We start from the raw sequence: 24198 nt of genomic DNA, 5'->3' as shown, positions 1-24198 counted from the left end.
TCCCGCGCGTTGACGAGCAGACGAGCCATGACGGAACCTGAATCACATATCTCGACCGCAGGGAATCAGCGCCGACCTCGACACTCGGGTCCGTTCCGCAAAATCATCACGGGGATCTCGCTGTTCTTCGCAATCTGTCTGATTGCTGTCATCGGCTATGTTGCTGCAGGCTGGAAACTCGAAGACTCAATCTACATGGTGATCATCACGATCTTCGGCGTCGGCTACGGCGAAGTACAACCGGTGGAATCGTCGGCACTGCGCGCGTTGACCATCATGGTGATCATTGCCGGCTATGGCGCGGTGATCTATACGATCGGCGGTTTCATGCAGATGCTGATTGACGGTGAAATCAACCGGGCACTGGGAGCGAGAAAAATGGCGAAAGAAATTGAGCGTATGCAGGGCCATACGATCATCTGCGGCATCGGTCGCATGGGTTCGATTCTGGCCAGAAACCTGTTCGCCGCGGGAAAACCATTTGTGGTGATCGACTGTGACGAACGTCGTCTCAAGGCGGCTGAGGAACAGGGTTACTGGGTCATCTACGGCGACGCTTCGGAAGAAACGACTCTGGAACAGGCGGGCATCGCTCGGGCTGCGGTGCTGGCGACGGTGCTCTCAGAAGATGCGACCAACGTATTCGTGACGATCACCGCCCGCGAGATGAATGCGGACCTGATGATTATCGCGCGGGGAGAAAATCCCAAAACGGAAAAGAAACTGCTGGGCTGTGGTGCCAACCGGGTCGTACTGCCCACCGCGATCGGGGCGAGCAAGGTTGCGCAACTGATCATGCGACCCACCGCGGAAAACATGCTGGAAGAACTGACCAGCGAAGGCGCCATCAAAGATGAACTGGGGCACTTCGGTCTCCAGTTTGAAGAACTCCAGGTCACCGCCGGTTCCGCGTTTGTGAATAAGACGCTGGAAAAGATTGAGGTCCGCAGCGAACGGGGCTACCTGGTGGTCGCGATCCGCCGGGCCAACGGCGATGTAGAAAAAGATCTCACGCCGGATACAACCCTGCTGGAAGGGGATACCGTGATCGTTTTAGTCCACGATACCGACGTGCCTCGCATGACGGAGAAGTTCGCTTCGAAGGGAATCAAGATCCGCTATCGAGGTGCGACCGCGGAGATTTAAGTTTATTACAAAAGTTCCCTCTTGGCAGAGATTCTACTGTCTGGTGTTATTCTCTAAGTAATCTGACCTGATCGTAGAATCTACCATCTTTGAACAGGTATATTTCATGCGCGTACCTTCCAGAATAAAAACTGTCTTTCCAGTACATATCATCGGGCTGTTGCTCATCCGACATGCTGTGTGCCGCTTCCACAAATTCCACAGCATCTTTCAGATGTACCTCTCCAAACCGCCACTTTAAATATGCATCAGTATCTTGAAACGTACCTTGAATGCAGAAGTTGGAGGTATATGGATGCGGCTGCGTCAGTCGGATGGTTCCTGCGCAGGGTAAATTTATCAGTCGGTCTCCCAGATCGCGATGCTTGTATAACTCAGGGAGCGAGGAAAAATCAGCCGAGGTCGGATTTTCAAAATATTGATAAATCAGTAGGAGCAGGATCGGCGTCAGCAGCAGATATTTGAGTCTATTTTTTCTGAAATGGGACATCGTTTGGTCAACCATCATTCTTCAAAGCCCCCCTCAACCATGCGCGACTGCCCCATTTTCAGGCAGGTCTGTCGCTGGCGCATGACCTTCGAGTGCTTCCAGCCGGGTGCGGAGTTCGTCGTTTTCTTTCTGCAGTTGTGAGAGACTGAACGAGACAAACATAAAGATCCAGGGTACGTTGGCAAAAAAGAAGAAATACAACTTATTACCCTCGGTGAAACTTTCAAAGACTGCAAGTGCTGAGAATAACAGCGCGAAAATAGTAGGCATCCAGGGGTTCATTCTTTGCATGGGTCAAACCTTTCGAATTGCAGCAGTTTACTTCCGGACGGGCTACTCAATCAGAAACAGCCAATTGAACGCATGTTACATACCAGCTATGATAACAGCCTGACGCAGTGTGATACAGCCGAAACTGTGATCCGCCTGCCCGTGAAACATGAATATGGAGATTCTGTTCGATGGCAATCAAGCGATGTCTTTTTCCAGAGCGAAATACCTTCCGTGGCTTGCATTTTCCATGCGCGGTTCTAATTCTGTTAACGTGTGTCTTCACAGCTGGCCTGCAGACTGCCCGGACCGATGAGGCTGAGCCGAAGAAGACACGACCCGAGCAAGAATGCTTTATTAAACCGCTGACGTTTTTTAATGAGGTTTCCTGGAAAGAGGCTGTGGATATTTCAAGTGAGTATCATCGAGCCCTGAATCAGTTCGATTCAACAAACTGGAGTATGCTCAGAAAATATCAGGCCCCGGGGTTTTCTGGTCTGGGTTCCGGGCCGTTAAATCCCCCGGTCAAAAATGAAGATGCGATGATTATGCTTCTCGGGTATATGCATTCAGGAAATAGAATCGGAGAATTGATCGAAGCACTGCTGGATAAAATCAACCAGAAACAAAAAACCTATTATTTTCCTTCAAAGAGATACAAACTGTTCTGTCGTGAACAACGCCCGGCCTATCATGCCCTCTGCTATATGGGGCCCAATGTAGTCCATGCCACTTTAAGAAAAATTGGCCAGGAACAGGAGAAAGAAAACCGCTACTACATGGCCAAGTTACTATTCCAGGTTTTGCGCAAAAAGTTTGCGTTACTCTATCTGGAAGACCAACAGGAACAGGTGGCTGCGAATGATAAGCTCACGGCCGCACAGAAAACGGAAGCACTGGCCCGCTACAGCGAAGCGATTGCGGCGGTGAAAGAGATGGAAGACAGAGTACGCCACTGATGTTTCTGTTGCACTGAAAAATAAATAACTAATTTCCAGGGATATAGATCAATGGACCCTTTCACACAATTCATGTCGGCGACGCTCAATGTTTTCGAGGCTCAGAAGCAGATGGCATCGTGGCCGATTATCAGCGGTGAGCGTGCCTGCTTTCAAAGCTGCTTGATCTGCTTTATTTCTGAGTGACACTTCGATCGGCATCAATGGTCATACAGCCACAGCACCAGTTATCTTCAATGCGACACTGGGGAATGAATCGATGCAGTTCTACAGCGGTGTCCATGTCAATTTTGCTGCCATAAAAACTGAGCTTCTTCAGGTGAGACAAATGGCGTAACTGCAGCAGTCCCGCATTCGTAATCGGCGCATTATTCAGCTCCAGTCTTTCGAGAGTTCGACATTGACCGAGGTAACCCAGTCCCTCATCGGTCACAGGAAAACCATTCAGGTCCAGCCCCTTGAGATGCGGTAAGTTCTGGAGCCGTTTCAGGCTGGTCATGGAAAACTGTGGCTTTTCGGTTTGTGGCGGCCACCCCCTGTTAAACGAAATTTCTTCGAGTGATGTCACGTTCCCCAGTGCAGCCCAGAGATCATCCGAAACGAGATCCACCTGCAGAGTGATTTTCTTGAGGCTGCTCATATTTTTCAGACATGCCAGGTCGGCTGGCTGAAGCTGACTGGGATCTCCACTGAGATACAGCTGATCGACCTGGGCACAATGGCTGATTGCTTCCAGAGCTGGCGCATTGATGGGCCCCACCCTCAATTCGTTCAGAGTGGGAACCTTTGCCAGGGCAAGCAACCCCGATCGGTCGAGCGGAGCTTCAGAGTTTTTCCCGATACCGATCGCGAGAATCTCCAGTTCAGGCAGCGCCTGCAGGTGTTTCAGTTGCGAGGTATCGCTGATTCCGCGTGTGAGAGTCACATCCACTTCCCGGATCTTTTTAAAATGAGTCAGATAAATCAGGTGACGATCTTCAATCCACCGGTAATCTGGAAACGGTGGTTTCTGCAGCGATTTCAAGCGTGGCAATAAGCGGAGGTCGGCATCATCAATCTGAACTCCCTTTAGTTCCTGCAGGGGAAGCTTTTCAAATTCACCAATCGTATTATCATCCAGCACCATCCGTTCAGCCGACAGGCTCTTCAATCGTGATAACCGACTCAAGTCGGGCAGGAGGGCGGCGGTCAAAGATGTCTGACTCAGGTTGAGCCTCTGCAGGCTGGTCAACTGCGCCAGCGACTCTCCGCAGGCATCGGTAAATTTAAAATTGCCGCTCAGATCGAGATGTTCTAATTTTTTCAAAGGCTCCAGGTGACGCAGCCCTGCATCGGTCAGCTGGTAATTCACACTCAGGTCGAGATAACGCAGTTTTTTCAAATGCACCAGATGACGCAGGCCGTCATCGGTGAAGCGGTTTCCCTTAATCGTATGCACGCCCCGCAGCGTCAGCGTCTGCACTTCGGGCAGTTCTTTCAGAACGGTCAGATCTTCATCGGCCAGGGGGAGCCGCTTCAGGAACAGCCAGTAGACCTGCCCCTGCTGATTCTGCTTCCAGCCAGCTCCCAGCTGTTTCAGTTTGTCCAGAGTTGCCTGAGACGTCGGCGCTGGAGGCGGTTCCTGCTGCTGTACCACGGGGGTTTTGACTTCGGGAGCGCGGTGCCAGACATAGGCAGCGCAGACGGCTGTCATACAGAGGGTCAGCAGCACGAGAAATTTTCGGGCGGGTTTACGCATCACTCTATCATAATTGATCAACCAGAGCAGAAGACAGCCTGCTTACCAGAATTTCCTCCAGGCCGGTCGCTTGCGAAAAGCCGATTTAATCTTCAGACTGAGACTGATACAGACAACTCACGCGGAAAGGGATTTTAGATGGAACATTTCTCTCAATTCATGTCGGCGACACTCAATGTTTTCGAGGCTCAGAAGCAGATGGCGGAACGGGCGGTGGCACAGGTGTCTGATGAGGGGCTCCGCACGGCTCTCGACGCGCATACGAACTCGATTGCGGTGATCATGAAACATGTCGCCGGGAACCTGATTTCGCGATGGACCGATTTCCTGACGACCGACGGCGAGAAGCCGGACCGGAACCGGGACGACGAATTTGTGGATACGTTCTCAACCCGGGAAGAACTGCTGGCCTACTGGGAGCGGGGCTGGAGTGTGCTGTTTGAATCCCTCAACAGTCTGGGGCCCGAGGACCTGAAGACGACCGTCTATATTCGCGGCGATGCCCACACCGTGCCGCTGGCGATCCAGCGTTCCCTGGGGCATACCTGTTATCACGTGGGGCAGATCGTGCAGGTGGCCCGGATTCAGGCCGATGATGAATGGAACACACTGACGATTCCCCGGGGACAGTCGGAACAGTTTAATCGGGAACGCTGGGGAGAGGGAAAGCCGGGGAAATAATCTGCATGGGCTTGCGCTCCTCGTACTGCTCAGATTTTAGAGAGCAACAAACCACGAAGAAGAATGGGTGGGCTCGAATGTAATTCGGGCCGAGCGCAGCGAGCAGGAGGTCGCAGTTTCCGCGTCGAACCTCAAAACCGATTTTCCATGTTGAACGGAAACAGATTCAGGCGCAATACAGAACCGGTCTTCGCTCACTACGCAACCTCCTGTTGTCTGCGACAACCACGAATTTCATTCGCGGCCACCCGCTGCTGGTTCTGGAAACCGCGTTTTACATTTTACCGGTGGCGAGTGCCATTCCGCTCACTTGGTTGGGGCGTCTGTTCCCTGTTCGATTTCCAGCAGGCGTTTTTTGCGCCAGAGGCCGCCGCCGTAACCGGTGAGCGTGCCGTCGGCTCCGATGACGCGGTGGCAGGGGATCAGAATCGCGATGCGGTTGTCGCCGTTGGCGCGGGCGACGGCTCTGACTGCGGTGGGCTGTCCGATGATCTCGGCCTGTTCGGAATAGGAACGGGTGGTGCCACACGGAATGGTCCGCAGGGCGTTCCAGACTCGTTCCTGAAACTCGGTGCCCGCCAGGACCAGGGGGAGATCGAAGTCGGTCCGTTTCCCGGCGAAGTAAGCCTGAAGCTGGCCGTCGAGTTGCGGGAACCAGGGGCTGTCGCCGGGGAGTGCGCGGGCGTTGAGCCGTTTCTGCAGGCGGTTGAGCTGCGTTTCGAGCATCCGGCGATCGGTGAATTCGAGCAGGCAGATCCCCTGCTCTGTCGCGCCGGCCAGCATCGGTCCCAGGGGGGTCAGTAGGCGACTGACGTTGATCACCTGCTGGTCATTACTTCTGGCGGGCGCGTTGCCCATCGCTTTCTTGAAGCTCTCGCCGAACCCGCTCAGCGATTCGTAGCCGCTGTCGAGGGCAGCGGCGGTTACCGTGGATTTGTGTTGCAGCTGGCTGAAGGCCTGATTGATCCGCCGCATCCGCAGGTAGGAGGCGAAGCTCATACCGTGCAGCTTCTGAAACCAGCGACGGACGCGGACCGGGTCGAGGCCCCGTTCCCGCAGGTCGTCAGCGGTCAGGCGGAGGGTGGCATCCTGATCGACTTCTTCAATCAACGGCTGCAGCCAGTCGGGGGTGGAGCCGAGTGAGACCAGCGGGCGACAGACCTTGCATTCCCGGTAGCCGTGCGCGAGGGCGGTTTTCGCATCGGCGAAGTATTCGACATTCTCCGGCCTGGGTTTGCGGGCCGAACAGGAGGGCCGGCAGAAAATTCCGGTGGTGCGGATGGCAGCAACGAAGACGCCTTCAAAGCTGCTGTCCCGCTGGACCAGGGCGGCGTACATCGTCTCCCGGTCCGGCAGCGATTCGGTTTCGGTAACTGGTTGCTCTGTCTGTTTCATCTCGGGAAGTCCTGCAATATCTGGTGACTGTGCTATCATGGTATCGGTTCACCAGAGCGTGACAACCGGGAAATGAACAGGGAATTGGGATTTGTGGGGGAATAGAGAGATGAATGGAAAGCGATCTATTCCCCTTTCCAGCGTCGCTTATTTTATCCTGCCAGAGACTGTCTGATCGACTCTCTCTGTCCTTCAGGGTTGCTGTAGATACTTTTTCATGTCAACCAGTACCCAGCCTTTTTGCCCGTCGTTTAATAACCAGATTCCCGTGAGTCCCGATTTGTCCCCATCGGTTATGAGATCGGGATGATGGTTCCGATTCGATCTCCAATAGCTGCTGGCGACGGCCGAACAGTTGCGGGCAACATTAATCGTTCCATCAAAGACTTCAATTTCACCCAGCCCGCCACCAAACCCACGATACTTTGTGATATCTACCCGGATCTGATCGAAACGGACGCGGGGTGGATACACAATTTGCCCCGCGGGTGCTTTGGCTTTCCAGGGAACCACTACTTTCTGACGCCAGACGGCTTTCCCTTTCAAGAAAAGTGTGAGCACACATTCGTCTGTGCCATGATCCAAAGTCGAACCATGCATATTCCAGACCACAATCTTATCTGCTTCCAAAACGATCTGTTCTAATTGTTTATCTCGCTCGAAACGTTCCAATTCTGTTAATCCGGGACGTGCTGACAAGTACCAGTAACGTCCACGTAACAAGAAAGCCTTGCGAATCTGATCTTTTTCTTTCTCTGCCTGTTCCCACCAGGCATCTGCCAGTTTCATCCGATGGGCAGGCGTCTCGGGCTGTTTGAGATCATCGAGGGCTGCCTGCCGAAGACCGGAATCCCCTGATTTGGAAAGCATGTTCAATCCGGCAATCCAATCCCCTTTCTCAGCACAATAGAACAGGCCCACTTTTTCGTTTGCCTCGGGATCGCCCGGTTTCGTTTTCAGAGTCTCCGCTTTTTCACGGACTTTGGAAAACTCCCGTTTAAGACGATTCACCTCTTTGATTTCCGCCAGAATCTCCTGGAGTAAGAACTGGTTTTTCACCTTCACTGCAATAACACGTTTTTCCGTAAGCAGTCTCAACGCCTGCTCGTAGTCATCCTCGTCGATCGCCTCTCTAATTTCCGAAAACTGTGGAGATACTTCAGATTCAAATGGATCTGACTGAGGGAGAGGAGCAGCGAAAACTTCTGGAGGAAAGCGCACAGTCATCAATGCAATTGCGACTAAGAACGGAACACACCGAAAATAAACTTGTCGCCTCTCGTGTCGGGAGTCAGCAGGAACGATCATTCTAAATCAGCTCTCTGAATACGATGAAGACTGGAAATCTATTGAGTGCTTGAAAGAGCACCGACTCTAGAAGAAGATGGGGTAACATGGATCATCGATTAAGTATCAACATGCAACACAACCAGTAAGCGCACAGAAGTTAATCATACCGGTCTTTACTTAAAATAAAAGTCTGAAAGCAAGGTTAATTCATGGATCCCACTCTCACACGCCGTCAGTTTCTGCAAGCTACAGCTGTAGCCACTGCCCTGCCTGCAGTGGTGAGGGCTGCGGATTCGGAAATTTCCTCTGTCGGTTCTGAATGGCAGCTGTTTCTGGATGATCTGCTCGTGGATACCGGGCGGACCCGCGGCGTGACGCGGCGGTTGAATTCGCCGACTGCGTTTGAGCGGGTTTTGAAACCGGAGCAGCCTTCTGAAGCGCTGGGGTTTATCTTTTACTGCAGCGTCGTGGATGATAACGGGACTGCGAAACTGTTTCATGGGAGTTATGACGCGGAGAAGAAGAAACATTTCGCCCTGGCGACCAGCGAAGACGGCATTCACTGGGAACGTCCACAACTGGGGCTGAAGGAATATCAGGGGAGCCGGGAGAATAACCTGCTGCCGGTCGAGGCGGTGGAAGCGAGTGTGTTCCTCGATCCGCGTGCCCCGGCGGAGAAGCGGTATCGGCTGCTGTATTCCCGGTACTGGCCCGATCCCCAGAAGGCGGGCGTGTATGTGGCTTCGTCGCCGGACGGGGTGCACTGGAGTGAATCGGAAACGCGGATGCTCCCCTTCGTGCCCGACAGTCAGCATTGCGGCCTGTGGGACGAAGCGTTACAGAAGTATGTGATCTATACCCGCTGCTGGAATCCGGTGCGGGCCGTGGCGCGGGTGGCGGTGAAGGACCTCGAAACGCCCTGGCCTTATGACGCGTCCGTTCCGCCGCTGCATGTCTGGGGCAAACAGAAGGTTCCCACGTTGAGTCGTGAACTGGCAACGGTGATGGCCCGCGACGATGACGATCCGCCGGGCGTGCAGCTGTATACGAGTGCGGCGGTGAAGTATCCCTTCGCCCCGCACGTGTATCTCGCCTTTCCCGCCGCCTACCAGACATTCAAAGGGCCGGACTGGCAGGACCGCGCGCTGAACGGCAATGACGGGACGTTTGATGTGCAGTTTGCCGCGAGCCGCGACGGCGTCAACTGGCACCGCTGGCGTACGCCTTATATGCCCGCGGGCTTTTACGACGGACTGGACCTGCGGCTGGTGAGCATGGGACAGGGGCTGATCCGCCGGGGCCGGGAACTGCATCAGTATTTTGTCGGCTGGCCGCACACGCATGGCCGGCCCGTAGTCTGGGATCGCGATCTCAAAGACCGGGCCGCGTGGCTGAAGAAGGATCTGGGAGGCATCTATCGGGCGACGCAGCGCGTGGACGGTTTTGTCTCGCTGGACGCTGGTTATCCCGGCGGCGTGGTCACGACAAAGCCGCTACGATTTACCGGCGATTCCCTGCGGGTCAATCTGAGCACCGCCGGCGCGGGAGGTGTGCGGGTGGCGCTGCTGGATCTTGAAGGGACTCCCCTGCCCGGTTTTGGCCGCGAGGATTGTGCGTGGATCAATGCGGACGAGATCGATCACCGGGTGGAATGGAAGTCCGGCAGTGATCTGAGCGTACTGGCGGGGCAGCCGGTACGTGTGGAATTTACCATGCGGAACGCGCGGCTGTTTGCGTTTGAGTTTGGTGAAGCGGGGTGACGCGTGGACTGGTCAGGGTGTTCTCTTGTAGATCTGTGGCTGATATAATAGCTAAAGTCGGTTTGACGATCTGTTGGTCCTTTCTTTCCTGTCTCGTGGGTTTTCAACGCCTATGATTACGATCCGCCTGGAAACGCCCGATCAGCGTCATCTGCTGGATCCCGACAGCATCATTGCTGATCTGACCGAGCGGTTTCCCGGCACCCGCGTGACGGTGGAAGATTTTCATGCGCAGCGGCGAAAAGTGATTCGGGACTTCGCAGCCGCTGAAGCTGCCGCAGGCAGGCCCTGGATTATCAAGGATCGCGTGGAAGCCGATATAGACCGAAACGAACGCAGACTCGGTCTTGCCCGGAATATTTCGATTCCCCTGAATGATCGGGGGGATGAAATCGAAGGACTGGTGTCTGCTTCCCGGGTCCACCTGAAAATAAAGGTACCGATCGATTTTGAGACCGTGCGCACGATCGCGGACTACCTGAATTCACTGGCCTTGGGACAACTGTCTGTGCAAGATGATGAGGACCCGGAGAATCAGCGACGTCTCAGAACACTCACTGCCCGGCAACACATGCTGTTGGATGGGGCGATTGATTTCGATGATCTCCTCCTGCCTCCCCGGCTGCGGGAAGCCGTGGAGTGGTTGTGCAAGGCAGGGGTGCGGATTTCTGCGGGCATCAAACAGGGCGCGCTGAATTTCCACCTTTGTATCCTTGATATGGATGAGACTGATCATCTGTGGGAAAGCATGCGTGAATTGATTCCGCTCGCGAATCTTTCGATCCAGAACGCGCCACTGACGAAACGGGGGCTGGCAACTCTGGCGGGGCTACCGCGACTGCAGGATTTGCATCTGCGAAATACATCGACGCCCGGTTCGGCGTTTCAGTACCTGACTTTCATTCCCCAGCTGACGAAGCTCTGGATAGATGATATGGAGTTGGACGATACTGCGCTGGCGGCGATGGGTGAGCTGCACGGACTGCGATACCTCAGATTCCGGGATACACCACTGAGCGACGCCGGCTTTCGACAGCTGGCGTACCTGCAGAACCTGACGACGCTGAACCTGCATTGTGTTCCCGTGAATGAGGGGCTGCAGGAACTCGCGGCACTGGAACAGTTGACGTTCCTGGGGCTGTCAGCGATGCCCCAGGTGACCGGTGATCTTCTGGCAATTGTGGGACAGCTATTCCGGCTGGAGGGACTGGCCCTGGAGGTCGCTACGCTGCGAGATCAGGATCTCGCTCACCTGCGTGGATTGAAGCAACTGTGGCAGATGAGCCTGCGTCACACAGGTGAGGATTCGCCCCCGCGAGTAACGGCAACAGGAATTCGCGTCTTCGCAGATCTGCCGGAACTGAAGCAACTAACACTGATTGAGGTGCCGGTCGATGCAGCGGGAGTTCGAGAATTGGGGCGGCTGACACAACTCCGCTACCTGGGTCTTAATCTCCCCGGGGTCCCCATGGAACTACTTGAGGAGTTGAAAGCTCAGCTGCCGGAATGTCATGTGTCCTGGGTCAAACCAGAGAAGCAGGTTTGAGAACGCTCTACCGCCTCTATTTGAGTTAAGCATCTACCGGAGAACGAAAGTCTGAATTTCGAGCTGGAATGGTTGCAAAAGATTCGTCTCCCGGATTGTTCCCTGTTATGCTGTTGCTGATGCCATTGATTCGGAAACCTCTGGATGAATATAACAGGTGTGCCATGTCTTTGCGAAAGATTCTGACGACGACACTTCCCCTGGTCACGGCCCTGTTGCTGTCTGTGACGGCTGATGCCCAGTCGCGGAGCCTGCCTGCTGAGCCGGTGGAGATTGGCTCTGAGCCCCAATTCGTGTACGACGGCTTTATTGTCGACAACCATTATGCCTTGAAATACAAGCAGCAGGCGGTGGAGCGGGTATTTCATCCGCCCAAGAAGCATGCCCGCAATCCGCTGATCTCCGGTGAGGGTGGCTACGTCACAGTGAAGCGTAATCCTGAAACTGGTCTGTTCCAGATGTGGTATCAGACGCATACACCCCGGCTGGATGCCCAGGGAAAGCACAAGGGGTCGAATTATGCGATTGCCTATGCCGAATCCACGGACGGACTGAACTGGGAGCGTCCCGAACTGGGACTGCTGGAGTGGAAGGGAACAAAAGAAAATAACATCGTCTATAAAGGGATCACGGACCAGCGTGCCAGCGGCCCGTGTCTGATTGAGGCCCCTGAAGCGGATCGGCGGGGATATCGTTATATCATGTCCTACCACACGGGGGGCGTGAAAAAAGGGATGAACGGCATCCGCGTGGTTGGGTCGCAGGATGGCATTCACTGGGACAAAGCGAGCGACTCCCTGCTGGCAGAACTGCACAGCGATACCTTGAACAGCATGGTGTATGATCCGGTTGAGAAACAGTATGTGATGTACTGCCGGGCCAAACATATCTATCGTACATTTCGTGGTGATATTCTGGATACGGGTGCCTCGCGGCGGGTGGCCCGCATGACGGGGCCTTCGCTCTGGGAAGAATGGACGAGTGAGCCACAGAACATTCTGATTCCGGATGAGCTGGACAGTGCAAAGCAGTTCAACTTCTTTTATGGCATGCCCGTGCGTTACCACGCGGGAATCTTCTGGGGAAGTTTGTGGCCGTTCAAGATGAATACCGACGTGGTGACCGAACTGGCTTTCAGCAGAGACGGCGTGCGGTTCGAGCGGCTTCCTGCACGGCCCCGGCTGCTGGATCTGGGAGAGGATGGCCAGTGGGATGACGGCATGGTGTTCGGCAACAACTGGACCGAAGTGGGCGATGAGTGGTGGTTTTATTACTCCGGCTTTGATGGCCCACACGGCGATCCGACGGCGCGGCAGCCGGGCATCGGCGTGGCGACGATCAAAAAAGAACGCCTGATTTCCCTGCATGGCCCGCGCGGCGGGGGTGTGGTGATCACGCGACAGATCCAGTGGCCGGGTGGCAAGCTGCTGTTGAATGCGGATGCGAGCGGAGGTGAAATCAAGGTGCGTCTCTCGGATACGAAACGCCGGGTACTGGAGGGCTTTGATTATGACGACTGCGTTCCCCTGGATTCTGACAGTGTGCGACATCAAGTGCGCTGGAAAGGCAAGTCGATCGAGTCGCTCACCGGCCAGAAGATCCGGCTGGAAATCTTTTTCAAAGAGGCCGACCTGTTTACGTTTCGTGCGGGTGGTTAAACCCATTCGTTCTGTGACTGTGCGATTCTGAAATCAATCCTCGACTATTCACACTTGACCACTTAAGATCAGGGTGTTCCCCTTCTCCGAATTTGAATCGATTCCGATTCAGGACCTGCGTCTCGTCATTCAGAAAGGAAGTCCATCATGCGACTGTTCGCCTCGCTGCTGTCAGTGTTTCTGTTGTGTGTCAGCCTGTCTCCTGTCAAGGGAGCAGAGAAGACGCCTCGGGCGAAACCGATTGTGCTCCAAACCCGTGAATTCATACTGATCGTTCCTCAGTCTCGGGACAAACTATTGGCCTTCAGCATGGAATCCGGTGACTGGTCGCAGACGAAAGTCGCAGGCAAACCTTCTGCAGAGGCACTGGCGAAACTTCAACCCACGGTCTCGTCTGCAATGGGGATCTGCCCGGTTGGACGTGATCTCTATGCGTATTCGTCTGCATCCGGGAACTGGAGCCGACTGCGTGTGCCGGAAGAAGCCAAATTCAGCTACAGTGTCGGCGATAATTTCGTATTCGCCCAGATTGAAAACGAAACAGGCACGACTGAGTATTACCTGTTCAGCAAAAATTCGCTTGAATGGTCGGGCGTTGATCTGGCAACCGGGAAGCTGTTGACAACCACCTCGGAAAAAGATGAATAGCCAGCCCCCAAAATGGAATTCCCCCCACCGGATCATCCTTCTGGTTCGGAGAGGAGTAATTCGCCTGTAATCTGACTTTTTTGCTCAATCCGAAATTCGAATTCGAGGTTCTGGTACGCACAATTGCCGGGACTGAAAGAACTTTTCGCTTGCAAGCACACTCACCACATGTATTCTATCAGAGGTAGAATCTGTGATTGTTTCCGTCCGGAACAGTTTTGTCTGCCTGAAGTTGCGAAGCTGCGTCTGAGCACCGCATTGAATGGCTGCCTGTTTCTCGTTTTGGTTAAACGGAGTTTCAACGTAGATGCCGCAATCAAAAACGAACAGCCTGTTTACAGCACTGTTAAGCAAAGATCGAATGCGGATTTTCAGTTTTATTCGGTCATTGATTCCTCATAATTCTGATGCTGAAGATGTTTATCAACGCGTCTGCCTGACTCTCTGGAAGAAGTTTGAAGAGTTCGATCGGGATCGAGACTTCTTTCCCTGGGCTTGTGGGATTGCATTTTATACCGCACGGAATCACCATAGAAGCCTGCGCCACGATCGACATTATTTCGATCAGGACCTGATGGAAACCATGTCTCGAAAACGGGAGCAGCATTTAGCTAACTACAACTGTCGGATCGATTATCTCCATGAATGTTTAAGCTCCCTGACCTCGTCCGATCAGAAGTTGCTGCAGGACGCGGTTTATGAAAAACAGTCCATCCCGGAGATCGCCAAAACAACTGAGAAATCAATCCAGACGCTTTATAATCGCATGTCATTTCTCCGACGGGAACTGGCAGCGTGTATTTCACGTAAACTGCAGAATGAGCAGTAGGCAGAATGTCAATCCAGGATCTCCCCCCCGAATTTGAACCGTTGCTGAACCGGCTGCTGGACAGTCCGGCCGAAGAGATTTCGCAATCCGAGTTCGACCAGTTCCAGGCTTATCTGTCGAACAATCCCGAGGCAATGCAGTACTACTTTGATTACCTGGACATCAACCTGGGACTGCAGAGTGATATGCAGGCCCGCCTGGAGGCGCTGGAACAGACATTCAAGACGCACCACGCACAGCAACCGCAGGCTGCCCCGCAGCCGGTGGTCCCCAGGCGGGCGGCGTTTCTGCGTTATTCTGTCGTGGCCAGTTGCTCGCTGCTGTTGGGACTGCTGCTGGCCTGGAGTTTCGCGGGATATTTCCCGGGGAACCGTGCCCCCGATCCGCAGTCCGTGAAAGAGGATCGGACTTATTTAGCCACACTCACGCGTTCTACGGATTGCGTCTGGGGCAGCGAGTCTCCGCCTGAGTTCTCCGGTCAGAGGCTGATGTCGGAGGATCTGGTCCTGGAACGGGGAGTCGCTGAATTTCGCTTTGATACAGGCGTGCGTTTGATTATCGAAGGGCCAACCAAAATCAACCTGGTGACATCCAGCCGCGCGAAACTGGATTACGGCAAAATCGTTCTGCACGGCTATGAACCGGCGCCGGAATTTTCGCTGATCACTCCCCTGCTCACCTTGCATGATATCGGCACCGAATACGGCGCGCAGATTCATCAGGACGGTGAAGTCGATTTGCACGTGTTTGAAGGAGCCGTGCGGGTCGACCCCAATCAGAAGAACGACCAGTTTTCAGAATCGGTGATCATCGAAGAAGGCCAGGCCCGGCATCTGAATGACAGGCAGATTGAAGATATTCAACTGGAGCCGAAACTCTTCAAAAGAGAAGTTCCGGGAACCCCAGAGAATTTACAGGCACAGCGCCAGGAACTGCGGGCCTATGACAGTTTTCATCCGCCGGAAATTCTGGATCCCGAGCAGTCTTCCCCGTGGCAGAACTCCGGAATCGGCTGGGTGAATCCCTGGCGAACCTCGAAAGCCGGCGGCAGAGTGAACCAGTCATTCAGCCATCCCCGTGAATCACTGGCTCGAACCGAGGTGGCCCCCAGCCAGTTGGGGCTGCTCGAACTCCGGGGAGGAATTTCTTTCTTTCGCAAATTGAAGCAGCCAGTTCGCCTGGATATCAACGCGATCTATTACGTCAGTTTCTACATGCAGAAAGTCAAAACGGATCAAAAAAGTCAATCTAACCAGTATGGAAATTTCGCCCTGTTTCCTTCCGGCCAGCAGGAAGATCCCCCCAAAATCCGCATGGGAATGAGTATAAACGATTATGCGATCCTGCAGGCCGATCTGCAGATCATTGAAAGAGCGCCCCCTCTGCAAAGCGGGGAGACATATCTGTTTGTCGCGAAAATAGTCGCCAGTGAAAAAGCCCTGGACCAGGTCTTTATGCGTGCGTTTGCGGAAGCAGAAACCATTCCGGATCAGGAACCGGCTGTCTGGACCTGCGTCACCACTCCCTTCGAATCCTCACACGAGTTTGACGTAGCCCGTTTCCATGTCGGCAAAAACAGTACTTACCTGTTCGATGAATTACGCATCGGCAGTACCTGGTCATCGGTCGTCGATCCCAATCTGCCCCGACTGGTACTCGAACAGGAGTGACCCCGGGAAGCAATCATGTTGCCCGGCAGCCCCAGACAAAAGCGTATCAGATGCTTTCGATATCGCCGGTGAACTCCGCCGGGTTCTCAAAGCACTCCTGGTAACTTTGGAAATTCTCAGCGATCGAATCGGCCATCTCCTGGACGACTTTCAGTGTATCACCGTAGTCGTTCTCAGTTTCGATGACGAAGTACTCGATGAAGAACTTCAGGGTTCGGCCCAACTGGATTTCGTAGCCTTGGGGAGGCAAGGCCATGGGCCGCATCTGGATTTCGCGACCGCTGCGTCCCCAGTCCCGCACCCACCAGGCCAGGAATTCGAGGCTGAGCCAGGCACCGGGAGAACGATCGAAAATCACTTCGGTCTGGATCAGCACTTCATCTCCGCGTCCCCCCTGCGTGCGGATCAGGGCGGCCTGAGGCAGACTGCCGAAATCGCCGGGGAGTGAGAGCATATCGACGTCGATCTCATCCAGGGGCTGGGGAGTGCAGAAACAGCCGGCCACCCCGGGCAGGGCCGAGACGGCGTCTATCAGATTCTGAACTTGTGGGGGCAGATCCATGGAACTCTCCTTTTGATACCAGACCGGAAACAGTCGAGATGGGCAGGATACAGATTGAGAATACCCTCCCTGGTTCCCATGTCAATACACTCTGCTGCGCGAGGCAGTTTCATTGAGTCGATGATGAAAGTGCCATGAAGGTTGATCGCCCCGCGATTCTCCTGCTGTTCCCCTGCCTCCAGGATGCGTATAATTCCCGCTGTGCAGGACTGGTAATTTATCAATTTAGCAGTCGGGGAGATGATTTGATGAAATGGTCTGCGTTTGTGAGTGGTCTCGGTGGTCTGGCAGTCGTGCTGGGGAGCTTCAGCAGTACACTGGCTGCGAAGCCTGAGGGGGAACGGTTCGTGCAGTATGGCAAGATGCACGAAGTGATCGGCCAGCAGCAGCACCAGGGACGCGTTAAATTTGCGGAGCTGGTAAAGCAGCCGCACTTTTATGGGGTCGGCGCACTGGAATCGCTGGGAGGTGAGGCGACGATCCTTGACGGCAAAGTGACACTCACGCAGGTGAAGTCGGATGGGAAACTGCAGACGCTCAAGCTGACGCCCCGGACCCAGGCTGCCCTATTGGTTGGCGGGTATGTGACCGACTGGTCGAAACATCCACTTTCACAGGCGGTCTCTTCGGACGAGTTGAACTCTCTGTTTGAACAGGATGCCCGCCAGTCAGGTCTGAATATCAAAGGGCCGTTCGTGTTTGTGATTGAGGGCGATTTTCAAAATGTCGAGTTCCATGTGATTAACGGCGCCTGTCCGATTCGAGCCCGGATGCGAAAAGAGGCGCTGCCCGTCGGCAAGCGGCCTTATGAGGCGGATCTGCCTAAAGTCAGTGGCAAGCTGGTTGGGGTGTTCGCCAAAGATGCAGCCGGCAACATAACCCACCCGGGCACTTCGGTGCACATGCACCTGCTGTTTCAGGATACGAAGTCCGGAGAAATGCACACGGGACATGTGGAGAAGTTGACCGTTGCTCCCGGCGCGACATTGCTGTTGCCTGAAAAGTGAGAATCCGCGAGACTGGAGTCGTCCTGAAATCGGGCGGGAGGAACGTGATCCCGCCTGTGTCTCGTCGATTTACTTAGCTGGAAATGTTACTGCATGGATTCCCCCTTCTCCGCTGATCAAAGGCGTTACTTGCCGTGGTCTGAATATCGCAAGCTCGAACAGGAGATCGGACAGGAATCGCTGATTGGTAAAAGTAATTTGTCGTCGGATAAAGTCAACAGTCGGATCCGGGAACTGATCGGTTTTGAGAAACGGTACGGCATAGTCTTCCTGGGGGAACGAAAGTGGCTGGAGTTACTATGCACGGTCAATACCCCAAGGAATTATGCGCTCTGGGTCCTGTATCAACTCAACACTCTGTTTGACATGGGACTGACAGAGTCGGCCGGCGATCTGGAAGGCGACTGGTGGTATGGATACACCGAAAACCTGGCTCCTATCTGGCGTCCGCCGGAGTTAGCCGATGCGTGGATTCAGGTCGATGATATTGACCTCGTGCTGCCGGGAGGTGAGACTGGCGTCGATGATGAAGCGCTCTGCGTCGCCTTTCGCATTCTACACAACCTGGCTTACTACCTGCATAACGTCCCCCACCAGGATTCGCGTCCGGTCACCTTGGATAAAATAACGGTCGAACCCGAGACGGGATACTGGTTTATAGATGTGATCAGCGAGTATGGCAGCGTGTGGTCGGTGGAATTTTTCGGGAATGAGGTGCGGCACACCGGTTAATGTGTCGACGCTGGATCAACTTCACTCTGTTACCCGACGTGGTGCGTCAGCTCGGCGCCTCGTTTGCCGGCGAAAAATTCATCGATGTTGGCGTAGGTGGTTTCAGCGATGTTATCCAGGGCCTCATTCGTCAGGAATGCCTGATGCGAAGTGATAACGACATTGTTGAATGTCATCAGTCGGGCCAGTACGTCGTCGTCGAGAACCTGATTTGAGATATCGTGGAAGAAAATGCCCGCCTCTTCTTCATAGACATCCAGGCCGGCGTAGCCGATCTGGCCGGTCTTTAAGCCGTCGATCAGCGAGACCGTTTCGACCAGGCCGCCCCGCGAGGTGTTGATCAGCATGACCCCCGGTTTCATGCGGGCGATGGTTTCCTGGTTAATCAGGTGATAGGTCTCTTCGAAGAGTGGCACGTGCAGTGTGATGACATCGGACTGAGAGAGCAGTTCATCCAGGTCGACATACTTTGTCTGTGGCAGGCTGGCGACTTCAGGATTTTCTTGTACGTCATAGGCCAGCACGCGACAGCCGAAGCCGGTGAGAATCTCGACGACGCACTGGCCGATCTTCCCGGTGCCGATGACGCCGACGGTTTTACCGTGCATGTCGAAGCCGGTCAGTCCATCCAGAATGAACGCCCCAGCCCGGTTCCGCAGGTACGCCTGGTGCAGATGTCGGTTGAGCATGAGCATCAACGCCACGGTATGTTCGGCGACCGCATGCGGCGAATAGGCGGGCACCCGCACGACACTGATGCCGTATTTCCGGCAGGCTTCGAGATCGACATTATTGAAGCCGGCACAGCGGAGGGCGATCAGTTCCACGCCCAGTTCCGCGAGCCGCGCGATGACCGACTCGTGCGCTTCATCATTGACGAAGATGCAGACCACCTTGCAGCCGGCAGCAGCGGAGGCGGTCTGTTCATTGAGGGGCGATTCGATGGCGATCAGCTGGAAGCTGTCGTCGTTTCTAGCGGAAAATGAATGGAGGTCATACTGCTTCGCATCGAAAAAAGCAATCTGTCGGCGGCCCTCTGCGTCGTGCCCGTCCAACGGCTGAGTTGCGTGCAACTCAGCCAGCATGCGTTCGTACTTCAGCGGATTGAGGCCCGACTGCGACTGTAACTGTGCGATGAAATCCTCAAGCCGTTCCCGATCATTCCTGTCTGTCACTGCTGACATCCTTTCCCTTACTCTGACTACTGCGTGAACTCTGCGCGCCAGATACGATTATAGAACAATGCGGCAGTTCTGAACATTGACCGCTGGACTGCTGGAATTCAGATCGCGTCCTCTGCCCGGATGGCTTCGATCATGATGGCCGGGGGCTGGTTGATCATGTCGGCCCAGTAATCTGCTTCGTCGGCTGCTTCCGGTGAAAGGCTGAGCGGATAAAAGGTAATGTCTTGAAAGCCGGCCGATTCCAGGGCGGAGGCATACGCTTCCTCGGGGAGGTAGTAGTTAATGACTTCGAGCTGGGAGCCATCTTTGAGACGGCCCGTCCAGCGGATCAGGGCGCCTTCGCGGGCCTGATCTTCGAGATGAATCTGGAAGCCGTACTTCTGGTAATCGAACTCTGGGAAGAAATAGAGCTGCGGATTGGTGGTCAGCGTGACGAGCCGCCCTCCGGGCCTGAGCTGACGCGCGAGGCCCCGGCACATGGCAGCCAGTTCCTCCCGATCGTGAGCGTAGACGAGTAACCAGGCAGCGACTGCGAGATCATGGTCGAGCCGGGGGCCCTCTGCCCGCACGTCTTCGACGAGGTAGTCGATGCCCAGCGGTTCAGCTTGTTCCCGCTCGGTCGCCAGTTTGATCATCTCCTGGGAGACATCGGTACCGACGATTGAGGCGGCGCCCAGTTGCCTGAGTTTGCGGGTGAAGAAGCCTTCGCCACAGGCGAGGTCGACGACCTTCAGGCCGGCCACGGAGCCGATCAGTTGGAGCATCGAATACTCTTCGACCAGCGACCGCCAGGGGCGTCCTTTGACTTCGCGGTACTGCTCGGCGATTTTGTTATAGTCGGTGGTCATCGACGGGGTTCATTATGATGCGGAGCGACTGCCAGTAGGATAAAAAGTTCTTTTTTCTACCATGTAATAGAAACGGGCGCCACTCTGTACCTGAATTCTTTTATTGGTCGAACCTTATTAGTCATAAAATAGTCTAATATAGTGCCTACTAGCCCTAGAGCACATAAAATTATTGTGAACTTAAGAATGACTTATCGAAGATACATTGAAATAATGAACCACATATCCACTTAAAGAATATACGTATCACCTATCATAAATCAGAATCTCACCTCTTGAGGCAGATAATAGATAGGTCTGAAAGTTGAGTTCACCAATCACTAAGACAGGTAATAAATTACTATAAGTTGGTAAAAAAGGTTCATCAATGGCTAAAAAGAGAAAGAAGAAGTCAAAACCATTCTCCGCATTTAAGAGAGACAAGAAGACGCTAAAAGCACCGATGACAACTATCTCGGAGAGCTCATCAATCCCATTCGAAAAATCTAGTTGGCAAGATATCCAGTTACCCGAATATCTGTGGGTTGCATTAGTTTTCTCTTCGATCGAAGAGGATGAGGCTTTAGTACGTCTACGCCGTATTGTCTCTGCATGGCCAAGTCATTCGTGTCTTGAGAATCATGAAGTTCAACCGGGCTCGCACTCTGCAATTGCTGCACTGCCTCAAATTGAACGAAAAAACCTACTTAATTCTTTATCAAATGAATTCGAGAAAGATATTTTTGCCCCCCTCTGTAATCTATCGAATCTTCCTGCCTTAAAATCATGGTCAAATGAATTTCTTTCTGAAGAGACACTTGAACAATGGTTTGCTTTAGGACATGCCATCCAAAGGTGCAACGATTTCCAATCGAAATATGCAACACATATTTGCTGGTTTATCAGTCAAGTCGGTTCGGCCACGGGGCAAATGACAGTCCCGCCAGACTTTGACAGAATGCATGATGAATATCCGACAAATCTTGAAATGGCTGGAGGATTCTTTCGATGCACCGCCGGAAGTAATCGAATCATTTCAACAAATTGGCCTGAACAGTTTTGGAATGATGTTTTTCGTAAATTACACCCTGCCCCCGCTCCACCAGAAGATCAATATCTTAGCGACAACGATTTAGGTATCGCATATCAATTGACGACATTGACTGGAGTACTCAACGAGCATTTTTGGGAAACCCGACAAGGTAGTGCAGATCGAATTCATGAAACTGCATTTGGGCTAGTATTCGCCGCGACAGCATTGGCCTACGAAGTTGTTGAGTTACGGTCCCATAATCGATTCAGTGGGCTTGCTGTGCTTAGATCTGTTACCGAATGTGCAATTAACATGTCATTCTTAACAAAGAAAAATGAACCAGCCCTGTGGTACAAATTTCGACAGTACGGCAGTGGACAAGCACACCTAATTTCAGAGAAGTTAGAGCATGAATTAGCAAATACGCATTGTGTGGATAGTGATTGGATTAACGCTTATTTACAGGAAGAACAAGCAAAGTATTTCACAGATATCGAATTAGGTGATTGGTCGGGAGAGAATATTCGATCCCGAGCTGAAAAAGGTGGCACAAAGGATCTCTATGATTCATATTATGATTATTCGTCTAGCATTCTTCACGGAGACTGGCTGGGAGTTGCATCAGTGGGTACTACGTGGGATTTGAATCCATTTCATCGATTACAACGAGTTCCGCGAGTTTATCCACGAAACTTCCCTTCTGTAGTTCCGGATTTGTTTCGAGTACTAAACCGAATTCTCGATTCTCTTGATGTGATTTATCCGAAATTTGAATTTCGACTTCCAAATCTCCTCGAAAAATGAAGTGGAATAAAAAACACGTTGAACGCTTGGCAAATCAAGAATCATTTATTGAAGCTGTATGTAGAAAATCATTCTCAATTTAGTAGGTTAAGCGGTTTATAATTCAGAGTAACAATTCCTCAAAGCCGTCCAGGGGTACTTCCACACCGACGCCGAACGGGGCGGCATTAATCGAGGTCAGGTTGAGTTCGCCGTTCGTGATGTTGACGCGGGCGAAGCCGTTGTCCATTTCGGTGTAGAGGTCGCCGTGCTGGGCGAGCATCAGCTGGCTGATCTGTTGGGGGAATGGGGTCAGACCATGGAAGTAGTGGTGGCCGTTGCGTTCGACGGAGGTAATGCCCAGGGCTGCCTGGGCGGCGAGGTCCTGCAGCAGGGCGACGGGGCCGATATTCACCAGGTCTTCGCCGCTCATCTGGTAGCGGTTTGTGTTTTCGGTGGTGTTGCGATGGTTGATCAGGCAGCGATGGGCGGTCGCCTTCATAATGCCTTTGCAGTTCTTGTGGCTCGTCCCCGCGTAGCCGAGCTGGAGTGCCTGTTCGAGTGCGCTGAGTTCGGCGTCGGATTCGTCGATGATCACCGGCGGCCCGTTTTCCCAGTCGGCAATGTGCGCGATGGCCGGGTCGAGAGCCACACTGCGATGCAGGGGCTGCTCGATGAAGATCAGGTTTTCGAAGAAAGCAGACAGAGCCGCGTCGGCCTGGATGCCGTCCCAGAGTTCGACGAAGCGGGGGAACTCGCGGTACTGCTCGTTGCCGTCCAGCGTGAAGGCGTAATTGTTGCCGCAATGCGCGATGATGACCTGAGCGACGGCGCGGAGCCGGTCCAGATCGAGGTCGACATCCCCCTGGGCCTTGAGTTTGAAGTGCCTGAGTCCGTAGGCGCGGATGCAGTCTTCCAGCGTTTGTGGCAGGCCGTCGTCGATGCGGTTTTCGGGAGTGAGGTCAGCGGCAGTCAGGGGATCGGAAAGTCCGACAGTGTGGCGGGCGATGATTTTCGTGAGTGGCTGTGCGGGGAGGAACTCACCCGGCATGCGGCCTTTCAGTTCGGGATGGATGGTAGCCAGATCGAGGCCGACGCGATTCTCCCGCAGCAGCGTGGCCAGGTTACATTGTTCGGCCCGGGCGAGTGCGTCGAGCAGCGTTCGTTCGACCATCGTGACGCCGAACTGGGCCAATAATGAAGGGAAGCCCTGCTCCGCGGCCCAGGCGACCTGTGACTGGTAGACCTGTCGCCAGAAGTCAAACGTGGGCGCGGGTGCCGCCTGGCGGGCGAACGCGACGGCCTGCCGGATGACCTGCAGCATTTCGTCGATTTCCTGATCGGCCTGTTTTTCGGGCGACTTGTCGAACCAGCGGGGCAACAGTCCCTCGGCGGCGATGCCGGTGACGACCTGCCCGCCGATTTCATAGCGGCACTTGAGGAAGACGTGCGGGGCCGCGGTCATGACGGCGATGCCGAACCGAAAGGGCATGCGGGTCTGCGTGTCCGTGCGATAGAGTGTGGCGTCGAGGAGTTTGAGTTCGGAGAGCATGGGCGCGTTTTCGTTGATGGTTGCGAGGGCCGTTGTGAGTTTGTTGATGCATTATGAATGATTTGCCCGGAAATGCAAAAGAGCGCGGCTTTGGTGGTCCTCAAGCGAACTGAAGGTTCTCGAAATAACTGTATTTTCCGCTGGATGACCGAGTACAATACAGGAATGAACCTCAAGAAACAGAAATCTATTTTCACGCTGGTCGAAGTTGCGGTAATTTTCTTTATCGCCGCGTTCCTGTCATCCCTTCTGTTTCCGGTCATCAATCAGATCCGATCCGATGCTGGTAAGGAAGCGGAAATGATTCTCCCTGAATTCCCACCCTTTAATCCCTCCAACGGCTGGCCTCAGTGGGCGAGAATTGGCTTTGTTCCTCTTTCAGGTTTGATTGCTGCCAGTGCAGGTGCATTCTCTTTCTGGCTGGTCCGCAGGTAAATT

General features: G+C 53.8%; 22 protein-coding genes. 13 read left to right on the top strand and 9 right to left on the bottom strand.

The genetic code is table 11. The features are described 5' to 3' along the window. Positions 1-27: 27 nt before the first annotated feature. The gene (locus HG66A1_RS03615) at positions 28-1146 is read left to right on the top strand and encodes a potassium channel family protein (protein ID WP_145180896.1); all 1119 of its coding nucleotides are present in this window, start codon (positions 28-30) and stop codon (positions 1144-1146) included. Positions 1147-1192: 46 nt separating this feature from the next. On the opposite strand, the gene HG66A1_RS03610 is transcribed toward HG66A1_RS03615, so the two are convergent. Together HG66A1_RS03610 and HG66A1_RS03605 are read right to left on the bottom strand one after the other, a co-directional pair. Then, positions 1193-1654 (bottom strand): hypothetical protein, encoded by a 462-nt coding sequence (locus tag HG66A1_RS03610; protein ID WP_145180895.1) that lies wholly within the window; start codon positions 1652-1654, stop codon positions 1193-1195. A gap of 15 nt (positions 1655-1669) precedes the next feature. Then, positions 1670-1927 carry a hypothetical protein gene (locus HG66A1_RS03605; RefSeq protein ID WP_145180894.1) on the bottom strand — a complete coding sequence of 86 codons (258 nt, stop codon included), beginning with the start codon at positions 1925-1927 and terminating at the stop codon, positions 1670-1672. A gap of 170 nt (positions 1928-2097) precedes the next feature. On the opposite strand from HG66A1_RS03605, the gene HG66A1_RS03600 reads away from it, so the two are divergent. After that, positions 2098-2865, top strand: a complete 768-nt coding sequence (locus HG66A1_RS03600) for a hypothetical protein (RefSeq protein ID WP_145180893.1) — start codon at positions 2098-2100, stop codon at positions 2863-2865. A gap of 172 nt (positions 2866-3037) precedes the next feature. On the opposite strand, the gene HG66A1_RS03595 is transcribed toward HG66A1_RS03600, so the two are convergent. Beyond that, positions 3038-4603 carry a leucine-rich repeat domain-containing protein gene (locus HG66A1_RS03595; protein ID WP_145180892.1) on the bottom strand — a complete coding sequence of 522 codons (1566 nt, stop codon included), beginning with the start codon at positions 4601-4603 and terminating at the stop codon, positions 3038-3040. A 138-nt stretch (positions 4604-4741) separates the two neighbouring features. Between HG66A1_RS03595 and HG66A1_RS03590 the strand changes: the two genes are divergently transcribed. Continuing rightward, on the top strand, positions 4742-5284 hold the full coding sequence (locus HG66A1_RS03590; RefSeq protein WP_145180891.1) for a DUF1572 family protein: 543 nt from the start codon (positions 4742-4744) through the stop codon (positions 5282-5284). Between the two features lie 306 nt (positions 5285-5590). Here the strand turns inward: HG66A1_RS03590 and HG66A1_RS03585 are convergent, their stop codons facing one another. Then, positions 5591-6679, bottom strand: a complete 1089-nt coding sequence (locus tag HG66A1_RS03585; RefSeq protein ID WP_145180890.1) for a bifunctional transcriptional activator/DNA repair enzyme AdaA — start codon at positions 6677-6679, stop codon at positions 5591-5593. A gap of 192 nt (positions 6680-6871) precedes the next feature. Continuing rightward, the gene (locus tag HG66A1_RS03580) at positions 6872-7906 is read right to left on the bottom strand and encodes a hypothetical protein (protein WP_145180889.1); all 1035 of its coding nucleotides are present in this window, start codon (positions 7904-7906) and stop codon (positions 6872-6874) included. Between the two features lie 272 nt (positions 7907-8178). Between HG66A1_RS03580 and HG66A1_RS03575 the strand changes: the two genes are divergently transcribed. The 6 genes from HG66A1_RS03575 (at position 8179) to HG66A1_RS03550 (ending at position 16080) form a co-directional block, all read left to right on the top strand. Further along, positions 8179-9729, top strand: coding sequence for a hypothetical protein (locus tag HG66A1_RS03575; RefSeq protein ID WP_145180888.1), 1551 nt, complete (start codon positions 8179-8181; stop codon positions 9727-9729). Positions 9730-9841: 112 nt separating this feature from the next. Next, positions 9842-11275 carry a hypothetical protein gene (locus HG66A1_RS03570; protein WP_145180887.1) on the top strand — a complete coding sequence of 478 codons (1434 nt, stop codon included), beginning with the start codon at positions 9842-9844 and terminating at the stop codon, positions 11273-11275. A gap of 164 nt (positions 11276-11439) precedes the next feature. Then, positions 11440-12933 (top strand): hypothetical protein, encoded by a 1494-nt coding sequence (locus HG66A1_RS03565; protein ID WP_145180886.1) that lies wholly within the window; start codon positions 11440-11442, stop codon positions 12931-12933. 147 nt (positions 12934-13080) lie between these two features. Further along, positions 13081-13581: a hypothetical protein gene (locus HG66A1_RS03560; protein ID WP_145180885.1), complete on the top strand. Its 501-nt coding sequence runs from the start codon at positions 13081-13083 to the stop codon at positions 13579-13581. Positions 13582-13888: 307 nt separating this feature from the next. Further along, positions 13889-14410, top strand: coding sequence for a sigma-70 family RNA polymerase sigma factor (locus HG66A1_RS03555; RefSeq protein ID WP_232106745.1), 522 nt, complete (start codon positions 13889-13891; stop codon positions 14408-14410). 5 nt (positions 14411-14415) lie between these two features. Beyond that, entirely contained in the window at positions 14416-16080 is a 1665-nt protein-coding gene (locus HG66A1_RS03550) for a FecR domain-containing protein (RefSeq protein ID WP_145180884.1), read from the top strand. A 46-nt stretch (positions 16081-16126) separates the two neighbouring features. Here HG66A1_RS03550 and HG66A1_RS03545 read toward each other — a convergent pair whose 3' ends face one another. Further along, positions 16127-16642 (bottom strand): hypothetical protein, encoded by a 516-nt coding sequence (locus tag HG66A1_RS03545; RefSeq protein WP_145180883.1) that lies wholly within the window; start codon positions 16640-16642, stop codon positions 16127-16129. Between the two features lie 134 nt (positions 16643-16776). Here HG66A1_RS03545 and HG66A1_RS03540 point away from each other — a divergent pair, with 134 nt between their 5' ends. Both HG66A1_RS03540 and HG66A1_RS03535 read left to right on the top strand, forming a co-directional pair. Then, on the top strand, positions 16777-17649 hold the full coding sequence (locus HG66A1_RS03540) for an acetolactate decarboxylase (RefSeq protein ID WP_145180882.1): 873 nt from the start codon (positions 16777-16779) through the stop codon (positions 17647-17649). 93 nt (positions 17650-17742) lie between these two features. Further along, complete coding sequence (locus HG66A1_RS03535; RefSeq protein WP_145180881.1) at positions 17743-18381, top strand: hypothetical protein; 639 nt, start codon at positions 17743-17745, stop codon at positions 18379-18381. A 29-nt stretch (positions 18382-18410) separates the two neighbouring features. Here HG66A1_RS03535 and HG66A1_RS03530 read toward each other — a convergent pair whose 3' ends face one another. Together HG66A1_RS03530 and HG66A1_RS03525 are read right to left on the bottom strand one after the other, a co-directional pair. Further along, positions 18411-19466 (bottom strand): 2-hydroxyacid dehydrogenase, encoded by a 1056-nt coding sequence (locus HG66A1_RS03530; RefSeq protein ID WP_409999494.1) that lies wholly within the window; start codon positions 19464-19466, stop codon positions 18411-18413. Between the two features lie 197 nt (positions 19467-19663). After that, entirely contained in the window at positions 19664-20413 is a 750-nt protein-coding gene (locus HG66A1_RS03525) for a class I SAM-dependent methyltransferase (protein ID WP_145180879.1), read from the bottom strand. 367 nt (positions 20414-20780) lie between these two features. Here HG66A1_RS03525 and HG66A1_RS03520 point away from each other — a divergent pair, with 367 nt between their 5' ends. Further along, on the top strand, positions 20781-22229 hold the full coding sequence (locus HG66A1_RS03520) for a DUF5677 domain-containing protein (protein WP_145180878.1): 1449 nt from the start codon (positions 20781-20783) through the stop codon (positions 22227-22229). Positions 22230-22332: 103 nt separating this feature from the next. Here HG66A1_RS03520 and HG66A1_RS03515 read toward each other — a convergent pair whose 3' ends face one another. Next, positions 22333-23760 (bottom strand): hypothetical protein, encoded by a 1428-nt coding sequence (locus HG66A1_RS03515; protein ID WP_145180877.1) that lies wholly within the window; start codon positions 23758-23760, stop codon positions 22333-22335. Between the two features lie 72 nt (positions 23761-23832). Here HG66A1_RS03515 and HG66A1_RS03510 point away from each other — a divergent pair, with 72 nt between their 5' ends. Then, positions 23833-24195, top strand: a complete 363-nt coding sequence (locus tag HG66A1_RS03510) for a type II secretion system protein (protein ID WP_145180876.1) — start codon at positions 23833-23835, stop codon at positions 24193-24195. Positions 24196-24198: the final 3 nt, after the last annotated feature.

The organism is Gimesia chilikensis (assembly GCF_007744075.1).
GTDB classification, from domain to species: Bacteria; Planctomycetota; Planctomycetia; order Planctomycetales; family Planctomycetaceae; genus Gimesia; species Gimesia chilikensis_A.
This window is presented reverse-complemented; position numbering and strand designations above follow the sequence as displayed.